11 protein-coding genes and 2 tRNA genes (1 of these 13 only partly in view) are annotated in these 11,351 nt (G+C 68.2%); 7 read left to right on the top strand and 6 right to left on the bottom strand.

The features are described from left to right. Positions 1-71 precede the first annotated feature (71 nt). Positions 72-162 (bottom strand) — tRNA-Ser (locus HMPREF3114_RS02895). Positions 163-327: 165 nt separating this feature from the next. Between HMPREF3114_RS02895 and HMPREF3114_RS02890 the strand changes: the two genes are divergently transcribed. Next, the gene (locus HMPREF3114_RS02890; protein WP_005415481.1) at positions 328-1,032 is read left to right on the top strand and encodes a PP2C family protein-serine/threonine phosphatase; all 705 of its coding nucleotides are present in this window, start codon (positions 328-330) and stop codon (positions 1,030-1,032) included. Between the two features lie 69 nt (positions 1,033-1,101). Here the strand turns inward: HMPREF3114_RS02890 and dnaQ are convergent, their stop codons facing one another. Genes dnaQ through HMPREF3114_RS02875 form a run of 3 tightly spaced genes read right to left on the bottom strand, consistent with a single transcriptional unit; the run spans position 1,102 to position 2,947 of the window. After that, positions 1,102-1,833 carry a DNA polymerase III subunit epsilon gene (gene dnaQ, locus HMPREF3114_RS02885; RefSeq protein ID WP_005415480.1) on the bottom strand — a complete coding sequence of 244 codons (732 nt, stop codon included), beginning with the start codon at positions 1,831-1,833 and terminating at the stop codon, positions 1,102-1,104. A 4-nt stretch (positions 1,834-1,837) separates the two neighbouring features. Next, a complete protein-coding gene (gene rnhA, locus HMPREF3114_RS02880) occupies positions 1,838-2,290 on the bottom strand; it encodes a ribonuclease HI (protein WP_005408275.1) in 453 nt (150 codons plus the stop codon). A 12-nt stretch (positions 2,291-2,302) separates the two neighbouring features. Beyond that, entirely contained in the window at positions 2,303-2,947 is a 645-nt protein-coding gene (locus HMPREF3114_RS02875) for a methyltransferase domain-containing protein (protein WP_053500844.1), read from the bottom strand. Between the two features lie 11 nt (positions 2,948-2,958). On the opposite strand from HMPREF3114_RS02875, the gene gloB reads away from it, so the two are divergent. Together gloB and HMPREF3114_RS02865 are read left to right on the top strand one after the other, a co-directional pair. Next, complete coding sequence (gloB, locus tag HMPREF3114_RS02870; protein WP_070488979.1) at positions 2,959-3,723, top strand: hydroxyacylglutathione hydrolase; 765 nt, start codon at positions 2,959-2,961, stop codon at positions 3,721-3,723. After that, a complete protein-coding gene (locus HMPREF3114_RS02865) occupies positions 3,720-4,922 on the top strand; it encodes a lytic transglycosylase domain-containing protein (RefSeq protein ID WP_032953978.1) in 1,203 nt (400 codons plus the stop codon). Before gloB ends, HMPREF3114_RS02865 begins: the two co-directional genes overlap by 4 nt. Before the next feature lie 175 nt (positions 4,923-5,097). On the opposite strand, the gene HMPREF3114_RS02860 is transcribed toward HMPREF3114_RS02865, so the two are convergent. Next, positions 5,098-7,053 (bottom strand): peptidyl-prolyl cis-trans isomerase, encoded by a 1,956-nt coding sequence (locus HMPREF3114_RS02860; protein WP_053500849.1) that lies wholly within the window; start codon positions 7,051-7,053, stop codon positions 5,098-5,100. A gap of 226 nt (positions 7,054-7,279) precedes the next feature. Between HMPREF3114_RS02860 and HMPREF3114_RS02855 the strand changes: the two genes are divergently transcribed. From HMPREF3114_RS02855 to HMPREF3114_RS02840, 4 genes are read left to right on the top strand one after another with little or no spacing between them, the layout of a single operon-like run. After that, positions 7,280-8,236 (top strand): NAD-dependent epimerase/dehydratase family protein, encoded by a 957-nt coding sequence (locus HMPREF3114_RS02855; protein WP_229766063.1) that lies wholly within the window; start codon positions 7,280-7,282, stop codon positions 8,234-8,236. Next, a complete protein-coding gene (locus HMPREF3114_RS02850; RefSeq protein WP_053500853.1) occupies positions 8,224-9,408 on the top strand; it encodes a glycosyltransferase in 1,185 nt (394 codons plus the stop codon). The genes HMPREF3114_RS02855 and HMPREF3114_RS02850 overlap by 13 nt, the downstream gene beginning before the upstream one ends. After that, entirely contained in the window at positions 9,386-9,991 is a 606-nt protein-coding gene (locus tag HMPREF3114_RS02845; protein WP_141750772.1) for a hypothetical protein, read from the top strand. Before HMPREF3114_RS02850 ends, HMPREF3114_RS02845 begins: the two co-directional genes overlap by 23 nt. Then, on the top strand, positions 9,988-11,223 hold the full coding sequence (locus HMPREF3114_RS02840) for a glycosyltransferase (RefSeq protein ID WP_005415471.1): 1,236 nt from the start codon (positions 9,988-9,990) through the stop codon (positions 11,221-11,223). The genes HMPREF3114_RS02845 and HMPREF3114_RS02840 overlap by 4 nt, the downstream gene beginning before the upstream one ends. Positions 11,224-11,318: 95 nt before the next feature. Here the strand turns inward: HMPREF3114_RS02840 and HMPREF3114_RS02835 are convergent. After that, positions 11,319-11,351 (bottom strand) — tRNA-OTHER (locus HMPREF3114_RS02835); it runs 51 nt beyond the window's last position.

Genomic DNA, 11,351 nt, shown 5'->3' with positions numbered 1-11,351 from the left:
GCGCAGAGCGCGTCGCGTCCCGCGCCCGATAAAGAAAAAGGGCTGCCGTTCGGCAGCCCTTTTTCTTTATCTGGCGGAGAGGGGGGGATTCGAACCCCCGAGGCGCTATAAACGCCTGCCTGATTTCGAGTCAGGTACATTCAACCACTCTGCCACCTCTCCGGGTGGTCCCCGGCGGACCGGGGACGCGCATCATACGAGGAAGTGAGGCCGGCGACAAGTCATTCCGGTCAACGAAGTGAAAATTTCCTGAGTGCATGCCTTGCCGGATGCCTGCAGCCCCCCGATGATGCCTGTCTCCCCAGCAATACCCCGCACCCGCACCCCATGATCGAATTCGGACACCTCACTCACCCCGGCCTGCGCCGCGAGCTCAACGAAGACACCTACTACGGTGACAGCGAGCTGGCCCTGTGGCTGGTGGCCGATGGCATGGGTGGTCACGCCTGCGGCGAGGTGGCCAGCGCGCTGGCGCGCGAAACCATCGTGCGCGAGATCCGCCGTGGCGCGCCGCTGGCCCAGGCCATCCGCACCGCTGACGAAGAGATCATCCGCGCCTCGCGCCGGCGCAACGACACCCTGCCGATGGGCACCACCGTGGTCGCCGCACGCGTGCAGGGCAATCGCTATGAAGTGGCATGGGTCGGTGACAGCCGCGCCTATCTGTGGCGTGACGGCCAGCTGGCCCAGCTCAGCCAGGACCACAGCGTGGTGCAGGAACTGGTCGCGCAGGGCAACCTGACGGCCGAACAGGCGCGTGCGCATCCACATCGCAACGTGGTCACCCAGGCGCTGGGCGTGACCGACCCGGCGCATCTGAACGTGGCCACCACCAGCGGTGAGCTGCGCCCGGGCATGCAGCTGCTGCTGTGCAGTGACGGCCTGACCGAGGAAGTGGACGACCGAAGCATCGCCCGCACCCTCGCCTTCGACGATGCCAGCGCGCAGGAATGCGTGGACACGCTGGTCGCGGCCGCGCTCGACGGCGGTGGCCGCGACAACATCAGCGTGATCCTGGTGCGCTGCCATTAAGCGGCAGATCCACGCCATGCGTGGATACGGCACTGCCGGCCAGCGTCCGGCAGTACCCCATGCCAGGCATTACGCGCTGGCGGGCTCTTCCACCTTCGGGCCATCCCACAAGGCGTAGCCGGCCTTCTTGCGCAGTCGTTCCAGACGCGCGCTGTGCGCTTCCAGTTCAGACGGGGTGGCCACCACGCGTGGGCGCGGCAGCAGTTTGCTGGTATCGAAGGCCTGCAGCGCGGCACCGGCGCCACCACCGTCATCGTCGCCCATGCCGAAGCCGATCTCTTCCTGGCCCGAGGTCAGCGCGATATAGACGTCGCCCAGGATCTGCGCGTCGAGCAGGCCGCCATGCAGCGCACGGTGCGAATTGTCCACGCCCAGGCGCTTGCACAGCGCATCCAGCGAATTACGCTGGCCCGGGAAGCGCTCGCGCGCCATCACCAGGGTATCGATCACCGTGCAGCGATCGGTGATCTTTCCATACTGCGGGCCCAGCAACGACAGCTCGTTGTCGAGGAAGCCCAGGTCGAACGCCGCGTTGTGGATGATCAGCTCGGCGCCATCGATGAAAGCCAGGAACTCATCGGCGATCTGCGCGAAGTCCGGCTTGTCAGCCAGGAACTCCAGGGTCAGGCCGGTGACTTCCTGCGCGCCCTGTTCGAATTCGCAGTCCGGCTTGATGTACTGGTGGTAGTTGTTGCCGGTCGGGCGGCGCTTGAACAGCTCCACGCAGCCGATTTCAACGATGCGGTTGCCCTTCTTCCATTCCAGGCCGGTGGTTTCGGTATCGAGGATGATCTGGCGCATGGACTCAGTTTACCGGGCTGGCGTCACGGATCTGGATGGCCGCGTTGCGCGCCAGGGTATCCACCCGCTCGTTGTCCGGGTCACCGGAGTGGCCCTTCACCCAGCGCCAATCGATCTGGTGCCGCAGCGTCGCCGCATGCAGGCGCTCCCACAGCTCGCGGTTCTTCACCGGGTCGCCGCCGGCGGTCTTCCAGTTCTTGCGGATCCAGCCGGGCATCCATTGGGTCAGGCCCTGCCGCACGTACTGCGAATCGGTATAGAGCACGATGTTGCACGGCTCGGTCAGCGTTTCCAGGCCGGAAATGGCCGCCATCAGCTCCATCCGGTTGTTGGTGGTGTGCGCTTCGCCGCCGCTCAGTTCACGCTCGTGGCCCTTGTAGCGCAGCAGTGCAGCCCAGCCGCCGGGGCCAGGATTGCCAAGGCAGGAGCCGTCGGTGTGGATTTCAATGGTTTTCAATACAACTCCAGATCAGGTAGCAACGGTGCCGTGCCAACGCACCGGCAACGGTTTCGGCCCGGGCAGGGCCAGCGTTCGCTTTTCAGCATGGAACAGGCAGGCCGCGCGCAGTGGCGACCAACCGCCCGGGCGACGGCTGCCGGCGCCGCGCCAGAGCGGGCCGATGAAACGCATATCGTCGCACTCCAGCCCGTGGCGGCCGAGCAGCAGGCGGATCCGCTGCGGCGTGCGCACCACCAGCCCGTGCTGGCGCCAGTGCGTGCGGTAAGGGCTGAACGGGTTGAGGCTGCTCAGCCACAGATGGCCGCCCGGCATCAGCACGCGCTCGCACTCATCGAGCAACCGATCAGCATCAGCTGCGGTGACATGCTGCAACACGACCGCATTGACGCTTTCATTGGCCAGCGGCAGCGGCAACGCACAGCGGGTGTCGCCGGCATAGCCGTGCCCCTGCCGGTACAGGCGCAGGCCGCGCCCGCCAAGCTGCGCATCGTCCAGCCATGCGGCACTCGGCGCGATCCACAGCCAGGGCTGCACCGGCAGCAACGACAGCTGCGGCAGCAGCAGTTGCCGCTCCAGAACGCGCAGGGCTTCCGCCGGTTCGCTGTCGAACCACGGGGTCTGGCTCGCTTGACGGGTGCTCTGCAGCGCGGGCATGGTCCAATTCTATGCGACTGACTGCCCTGCCCGCATTTGCTGACAACTACATCTGGACCTTGATCGACGACGACGGTAACGCCGTGGTCGTCGATCCCGGCGATGCCGCGCCGGTGCTTGCGCTCGCCGATCAGGGCCTGCGCGTGGACACGATCCTGCTCACCCATCATCACGATGACCACATCGGTGGCGTGCCGGTGCTGCAGGCACGTTTTCCTGGAGTCCGGGTGATCGCACCCGTCGAGGAGCGCATCCCCACGGCAACCGAACGGGTCGGCGAAGGTGAACGCGTTCAGGCACTGGGCCAGGCGTTCCACGTACTATCCGTGCCCGGGCATACCCGCAGCCACATCGCGTTTCACACTGCTGAACATCTTTTCAGCGGAGATTCGTTGTTCAGCCTGGGCTGTGGACGCCTGTTCGAAGGTACGCCGTCCCAGCTGCTGGCATCGATGCGCAAGCTGGGTGCCTTGCCCGCGCAACTGCTGCTTTGTTGCGCCCATGAGTACACCGTGTCAAATGCCGTCTTCGCGCGGCATGTCGACCCCGCCAACGCTGCCTTGCGGCAGCGCCAAGAGGAGGCTTTGGCCATGCGCCGCGATGACCGTTCCACCCTGCCGGTAACCCTGGCCAGCGAATTCGACTGCAATCCGTTCCTGCGTGTGCACACTGCGCCGATCCGCGCGTCGGTGTCGGCACACCTGGGCCGTGACGTCGTTGACGACGTCGACGTGATGGCCGGTCTCCGGCACTGGAAAGACGGCTTCCGCGCATGATGCGCCGAAGTCTGCCGCTGGCCCTGGGCCTGGTCCTGGGGCTGGCCGGAACCGCCGGCGCCCAGTCGCTGGGCGCTGGCATCGGCCAGAACCTGACCGCCGCCGCGGCCCTGCCGCTGGATCCGGCCGCGTTGCCGGCCGCGTCGGTCCGCAACGGCCAGGAGATCTTCTCCAGCTTCCGCGACGGCCTGGCCGAGCCCACCTGCAATGCCGAGGCCACCAGCCCGCGCTGGCAGAAGCAGTTCGCCCACGCCCCGTCGCGCCTGGCCAACCAGGATGACGATGCACTGGTGCTGTTCGGCTATGTGGTCGAAGAGCTGCGCAAGGCCAACCTGCCTACCGAGTTCGCGCTGATTCCGTTCGTGGAAAGCGGTTACCGGCCCAATGCACGCAATGGCAGCGGCCCTACCGGCCTGTGGCAGTTCATCGCCACCACTGCGCGCAATCACCGCGTGCCCATGGCCAACGGCTACGACGGGCGCCTGTCGGCGGTCGATTCCACCCAGGCCGCAGTGCGCTACCTGAAGACCCTGCACGGCATGTTCGGCGGCGACTGGCGCCTGGCCACCATGGCCTACAACGCCGGCGAGTACCGCGTGCTGCAATCGATGCGCAAGGCCGGCATGAACGCGCAGAACGCCAAGCCCTCGGCGCTGCCCGGCCTGTCGCCGGTCACCCATGCCTACGTCGAGAAGCTGCATGCCCTGGCCTGCGTGCTGGAAGATGTGGAAGACCAGCCAGGTGTCATGGCCTCGCTGGACCGCACCGTGCCCGTACTGAAGGACCACACCCTGCCCGCCGGCACCAGCGTCCAGCAGTGGGCCGCACAGCGCGCCCTGGACCCGGCCAGGATCGTCCGCCTCAACCCCGCCCTGGCCGGCGGTGGGCGCGTCTCGTCCGGCACCACCCGCGTGCTGGCGCCGGTCTCGGCCGCCAGCGCGACCGTGGCGGACACCGCCACCGCACTGGTGGCCAGTAGCGTACCTGTTGCCGCCGCCTCGCCAACGCCGCAGGTCGCCAAGACCGTGGCCGCGATCGCCGATCGTCCGCGCAGCCGCCGCCACACCGTGCGTGATGGCGAGTCGGCCTGGACCATCGCCCGCCGCTACGGCATGCCGGTCAAGGCGCTACTGTCGCTGAACGGCCTGAGCGGCAGCAGCGTGCTGAAGCCGGGCGCCGTGCTGCGCGTCGAAGACTAAGTCAGGCGCGGCACCACCGCGCCCTGTCCTGTTTCCTGTAGAGCCGAGCCCATGCTCGGCTTTTTCATGCCTGCGCCCAGCAGGCGCAGTCGAGCATGACCCGACGCTACGCATCGGCAGGCACAAAAAAAGGCCCGGCATTGCCGGGCCTCTCTCATGGGTGCCGCCGCGAGGCTTACAGGTTCGCTTCGGTGGTCTGGATCATGAACTTCTTGCGCATCGCTTCGATGTAGGCCTTGGCTGCGGCCATGCCGTCGATCTGGCTCAGCTGTTCCTTCAGCTGCTTCTGCTGCTCTGCAGTCACTTCCTTGATGTCGCCCGGATTGACCTTGTTCACCGCGAACAGCAGCGCGTGGCCATTGACGTCGACCTTGCCATAGCTCGGCTTGCCTTCAGCCGGCACCGGCGCACTGAAGATCGCGCGGTTGATTTCCGGGGTCGGCACCGGCTGGCTGCGCGGCAGGCCCGGCATCGGGCTCAGCTGCAGCTTCTCGCTGGCGGCCAGCGACTGCAGGGTGGCGCCCGCCTTCAGCTTGGCCAGGATGGCATCGGCCGCCTTGTCGCTGGCCTGGCGCTGGCGATCAGCACGGATCGCAGCGATCACCTGGTCACGGGCCTTGTCCAGCGGCAGGGCCTGTTCCGGGGTGTGTGCAGCCACACGGATGACCACGCTGTGGTTGGTCGCGCCGCCCAGGGCGATCGGGTCACTGGCGGTACCGTCCTGCACCAGCACGTCGGAGAAGGCGGCACGCAGCACGGCCGGGTCAGCGGCGATGCCGCTGGCGGTCGCGCGGGTGATCGGGCCCAGGGTCTGCAGCGGCAGGTTCACTTCCTTGGCGGCGGCCGCCAGGTCGCTCGGGCTCTTGTTGATGGCATCGACCAGGCGGCCGGCCAGTTCGTTGAAGCCGCGCTCGCCGTCGGCCTTCAGCTGCTCGGCAGCCAGGGTGTCACGCACTTCCTCGAACGACTTGCCCTGGCCACCGCGCACAGCGGCCACCTTGATGATGTGGTAACCGAACTCGGTCTTGACCGGGCCGATCACGTCACCGGCCTTGGCCGCAAACAGCGCGTCCTCGAACGGCTTGACCATCGCACCGCGCTCGACCCAGCCCAGGTCACCGCCCTGGTCCTTGGAGCCCGGATCTTCCGAATTGGCCTTGGCCAGCGCAGCGAAGTCGGCACCGGCCGTCTTGGCTTCGGCAGCGATCCGGTTCGCCTTGGCTTCGGCGCCGTCACCGGTGATCAGGATGTGCGAGGCCTGGCGCTGCTCCGGCGAGGTGAACTTTGCCTTTTCCTCTTCATAGCGCTTGCGCAGGGTCGCTTCATCGGCCGGGACCGGTGCCGGCAGATTCGCACCGTTGATCTCGACGTACTCCAGCGACACGCTCTCGGCCTGGCGGAAATCCTTGCCGTGGCTGTCGTACCACTGCTTGATCTGATCATCGGTGACCGGCGCGGTATCGGCCGGTACGGGCGGCAACGCGGCCAGCTCGACGTCGCGGGTTTCGCCCAGCAGCTTCAACAGGCGCTCGGTCTCGGCCTGGGTGACGAAGCCGGAGCTCTGCAGGCCCGATGGGATCACCGACTGCTGCAGGCTCTCACGCACCAGTTCCTGGAACTGGGTCGGGGTACGCGGCGGATTGCCACCGGCCAATGCCAGCCGGTAGTTGTTCTCGTTGAACTTGCCGTTCGAATCGAGGAACGCCGGCATGGTCGCGATGTATTCGCGCACAGCGCCGTCGCCGATCACCACGCCCGCCTGTTCACCGACCAGGCGCACGACTTGTTCGTCGATCAGCTGATCGAGCACGGCCATCTTGTTCTCGGTGCTCTCGAACGCGCGCGGGTCGAAGTTGTCGCCCTGCTGCTGGCGCTCACGCATGCGCTCCTGCTCGAAACGCGTGCGGAAATCCTGCGAGCTGATCTCATGGTGCTGCCACAGCATGCGCACCGGCCACCACGACGGCGCCGAACGCCACCAGGTGGGCGGCGCGGAAACCTTGGCCACGTTCTGTGCGCCAACGCCACCGAGGTAGCTGTTGTCGATCACGAACAGGAACGGAATCATCAGCAGCCCCAGGATCACGGTGACGATCCAGCCTGAGGTCTTGTCGCGGAGTTTCTGCAGCATGGTGAGGAATCACAAGGCCTGATTGGCGAGCCCGGCAGTGTAACCCGCTTCGCGGCCCGCACCAAAAACGGCCCGGAGGCAGGCAGGACAAGGATCTGCGCCGCATGCGCGGCATCCAGGCCGTGCCCGCGCTGGGCGCAGATGCGGCAGCCGGCGCATACTGGCCGGTCAGACGGGCGGCATGCCCTGGCTGCGGCGCGTCACAGGCACAAGGAGGACCCCGTCCATGCGCATCCTGGTTACCGGCGCCTCCGGCTTCGTGGGGGGCGCCCTGCTGCGCCGCCTTGCCGAGGTGCCCGGCGTGCAGGCCTTCGGTGTCGCCCGCCGCCCGCTGCCCCTGCCCAACTACGCCGCGCGCGACCTGTCGCAGCCGTTCGAGCTGCCGTTCCGGCCCAACGTGGTGGTGCATGCCGCCGCCCGCGTTGCCCCGTGGGGCAGCCCGGCGCAGTTCCGCCAGCAGAACGTGGACACCACCGCCCAGGTGATCGAGTTCTGCCGACGCAATGGCCATCCGCGCCTGCTGCTGGTCTCCAGCACCGCCGTCTTCTACCGCGAGGCACACCAGCATGATCTTGACGAGGACAGCCCGATCGGCCCGGTCTTCCTGAATGAATATGCGCGCAGCAAGGCCGAGGCGGAGCGCCTGCTGGCCTGCTACGGCGGCCCGTCCTCCATCCTGCGCCCGCGCGCGGTGTTCGGCCCCGGTGACACCGTGCTGCTGCCGCGCCTGCTGGCGGCCGCGCGCCGCGGCGGCGTGCCGCTGCTGGTCAGCCCCGGTGGCCCGCCACGGATCGACCTGATCCACATCGACACGCTGGTGGAGTACCTGCTGCGCGCCGCCCAGGCGCCGCAGCTGGGCCCGGCCTACAACCTGACCAATGCCGCCCCGGTGGACCTGCACGCGCTGCTGCGGCGATTGCTGGCCGCCCTGCAGCTGCCAGCCCCACGCCGCCGCGTGCCGACCGCGCTGGCCCTGCGCACGGCCAGCGTGATCGAAGCCGCTTGGCGCGCCCTGCGCCTACGCAGCGAACCACCAATCACCCGCTTCGGCGTTGCCGCCTTCGCCTATTCAAAAACCTTCAATCCGCAGCGCATGCTGGCCGACCTGGGGCGACCACGGGTGTCGCTCGAGGACGGTATCGAACGCTTCATCACCGAGCAGCGTGCGCAATGGGCAGCCTGAGCGTGAACGGGATTGCCCTGGCCAGCCTGCTGCTGGCGGCCCTGTACCTGCTGCTGATGGGCCTCAAGGCCGCCGGCGCCCTGCGCATCCTCGGCCAGCGTCCGCCCCGACCGCAGGCGCCCGCCGGCCATGACGGCCGCGGCGTGGCCGTCCTGCAGCCCATCCTCGGCGGCGACCCGCTGCTGGCGCAGGTGCTTCGGCACAACCTGCAGGCGCTGCCCGGCGCGCATTTCCACTGGCTGCTGGATGAGGCCGACGCCATCGGACGCGCCACTGCGGACGCGCTGTACGCGGCACACCCCGACCACCAGATCACCTGCCTGGTTTATCCGGCTGCACCGGAAGGGTCCAACCCGAAGACTTTCAAGCTGGACGCGGTGCTGCCCCAGGTGCGCGAGCCGGTGCTGCTGGTGCTGGACGACGATGCGCACCTGTCGGCGGCGGCGCTGGCGCAGCTGGTCGATGAACTGGGCGTGGCCGGCGTCGACCTGGTCACCGCCCTGCCCTGCTACCGCGATGACGGCGCGCACGGCGCACGACTGATGGCGCAGTTCGTCAACAACAATGCGGTGCTGACCTACCTCGGCCTGCTGCCGTGGCTGCCGCCGCTGTCGATCAACGGCATGTGCTACGCGCTTCGCAGCGAACGCCTGCGTGACCTGGGCGGGTTCAGCCCGCTGCTGCGGATGCTGGCCGACGACTTGGCCCTGGCCCGCGCGCTGCGCCGGCAGGGGGCGCGCCTGTTCCAGTCCACCGCGCCCGTGGAAGTGCAGACCCATGTCCCGACGCTGCAGCGCTACCGCCAGCAGATGCACCGCTGGATGTTGTTTGCGGTGCTGCTGCTGCGCGATGAATCGCCGCGCCTGCGCCTGTTGATCGGCGTGCTGCATGGACTGCCACCGATGCTGATGTGGGCGTTGCTGGTGCTGGCCGTACTACCGCCCATCGGGCTGCCAACATTCGTTGCCGCACTGGTGCTGATGCTGCGTGCAGGCCTGCTGATGCACCTGCAGCGCCGCGCCGGCGGCCGCGCCCGACATCGTCCGCTGGCCTCGCTGCTGGCCGAACTGCTGCAGCCCCTGCATCTGCTGCATGCGGCCTGCGTGCGGCGCATCCGCTGGCGCACCCGGCTTTACCTGGTGCGGGCCAATGATGATTTCCAGGGTGGCTGAGCCGATGCCCACGCCCGCACCGCAACTGCAACTGGCCTTCCTCACCGGGCAGAGCGATCCGGCGCGCTGTGCGCTGAGCCCGCTGCAACGCGCATTCGGCGATGCCCTGCTGGCACCGGGCCGGGTGCTGCATCCCTGCAATTTCCCTTACGACGCCGCTACGCCCGAACACCGGCCCGCCGCATTGCTGGCAGCCAGCTGGCACAACAGCCGCCATTACCTGCGCTCGCGCCGGCCCGGTTTCGCCGCAGCGCACGCACCGGCACTGGTCCAGCTGCTGCACGCCGCACCGCACACCCTGCTGCTGGTTGGCAGCTGCGGGCTGGAGCTGCTGGCCAACCTCACCCTGCCTGCCGCCCTGGCGCAGCGCTGCAGCGTGCTGGCCTACGGGCCGGTTGCACGCCGCGCACCTGCGGTCGCCCACCTGCAGATCCTGGTGGGCCGCCAGGACTGGATCTCGCGCCTGGGCTGGCGGGGTGCACGGCAGTGGGTCGACAGCGGCCACATGGACTATCTGCAGCAGCCGGACGTGCTGGCCATCGCCCGCGACCTGGCCGCGCGCCTGCAGCAGGAACACGCATGAAGATCGAACTGCTCGCCCCGCCGTACAGCGGCCATCTGCACCCGGTCCTCGCCATCGCCCGCCAACTGCAACAGCAGCATGAGGTGACCGTGCTGAGCACGCCCGGCGTACAGGCGGCGATCTCGGCCAGCGGACTCAACGGTGGCGTGCTGCTGTCGGCGGACCAGGAAGCAGCGCTGTGGCAGATCGCCAACCCGCCCAAGCCGGTCAAGGCCAACCCGCTGCGACTGCACGCGCAATTGACCCAGGCCCTGCGGCTGATGGAGCAGATGCGGCAGGCGCTGCAGCAGCGCTGGCAACACGCGCGCCCGGATCTGGCCATCGTCGATTTCACCCTGCCGCCGGCGGGCCTGCTGGCGGCCGAGCTCGGCATCCGCTGGTGGACCAGCCTGCCTTCGCCCTGCGTGCTGGACTGCGTAGACGGCCCGCCGCCCTATCTGGGCGGCCAGGGCCCGGCGCGCACGGGCTGGCAGGCGCTGCAGCATGCCGGCGGCCGGCAGCTGACCCGGCTGTTCAAGCGCGGGGTGCACGCCTGGCAGCGCTCGGCGATGCAGCGGCTGGGCGTGCCATCGATCTATCGCGCCGATGGCAGCGAACGCGTGTATTCCGATGAGTGCATCCTCGCCCTGGGCGTACCGGAGCTGGAATTCCCGCGCACCTGGCCACGCGCGCTGCAGTTCATCGGGCCGATGCTGCACACCCCGCACAGCGTGCATGCGGCGCCGCCGTTCGTGGATGGTGCGCAACACCTGCTGGTCACCGCCGGCACCCACCAGGACTGGATCAAGCCGCGCCTGGCCGAGGCGGCGGCGGCGCTGGCGGTGATGCACCCACAGTGGGAGATCCACGTCAGCGACGGCCACCAGCATGAAACAAGCGATGCATTGCAGCCGCTGCCGAACCTGCACCGGCTGCCGTTCGTCGATTACGCGCGCCACCTGCACCGCTATGACCGCGTGCTGCACCACGGTGGCGCCGGCGTGATGTACCACGCACTGCGCGCCGGCGTGCCATCGCTGGTCCATCCGCTGGATTACGACCAATTCGACCACGCCGCACGATTGCAGGAAGCAGGCGCAGGGCTGTGGCTGCGCGATCTGGATCAGCTGCCGGCGCTGTTCGCGCGTGCGCTGCAGTCCGATGCGTTCCCCGGGCTGGCCGCGCTGCAGGCGTCGGTGCAGCGGCATCTGGCGGTGGAAGCGGTGCTCGACCGCGTCGCGTCGCTGCGGTAGCGCCGGGCCATGCCCGGCGTAGATCGACCCCGAAAAAGCAAAATGCCCGCAGGTCCAGGACCGACGGGCATCTTCGTTGACACTTCAAACTCTGCTGGCGGAGCGGACGGGACTCGAACCCGCGACCT

Origin of the sequence: Stenotrophomonas sp. HMSC10F07, from assembly GCF_001807895.1 — a bacterium.
GTDB lineage: Bacteria > Pseudomonadota > Gammaproteobacteria > Xanthomonadales > Xanthomonadaceae > Stenotrophomonas > Stenotrophomonas sepilia.
The sequence above is the reverse complement of the archived record's forward strand: the minus strand, read 5'-3'. Positions and strand labels throughout refer to the sequence as shown.

Coding starts and splice junctions, on each gene's coding strand:
- dnaQ (WP_005415480.1), bottom strand. CDS start 1,833: ATGCGCCAGATCATCCTCGATACCGAAACCACCGGCCTGGAATGGAAG.
- HMPREF3114_RS02840 (WP_005415471.1), top strand. CDS start 9,988: ATGAAGATCGAACTGCTCGCCCCGCCGTACAGCGGCCATCTGCACCCG.
- HMPREF3114_RS02875 (WP_053500844.1), bottom strand. CDS start 2,947: ATGCCCGCGCTGCAGAGCACCCGTCAAGCGAGCCAGACCCCGTGGTTC.
- HMPREF3114_RS02860 (WP_053500849.1), bottom strand. CDS start 7,053: ATGCTGCAGAAACTCCGCGACAAGACCTCAGGCTGGATCGTCACCGTG.
- HMPREF3114_RS02850 (WP_053500853.1), top strand. CDS start 8,224: ATGGGCAGCCTGAGCGTGAACGGGATTGCCCTGGCCAGCCTGCTGCTG.
- HMPREF3114_RS02865 (WP_032953978.1), top strand. CDS start 3,720: ATGATGCGCCGAAGTCTGCCGCTGGCCCTGGGCCTGGTCCTGGGGCTG.
- HMPREF3114_RS02845 (WP_141750772.1), top strand. CDS start 9,386: ATGATGATTTCCAGGGTGGCTGAGCCGATGCCCACGCCCGCACCGCAA.
- HMPREF3114_RS02855 (WP_229766063.1), top strand. CDS start 7,280: ATGCGCATCCTGGTTACCGGCGCCTCCGGCTTCGTGGGGGGCGCCCTG.
- HMPREF3114_RS02890 (WP_005415481.1), top strand. CDS start 328: ATGATCGAATTCGGACACCTCACTCACCCCGGCCTGCGCCGCGAGCTC.
- gloB (WP_070488979.1), top strand. CDS start 2,959: ATGCGACTGACTGCCCTGCCCGCATTTGCTGACAACTACATCTGGACC.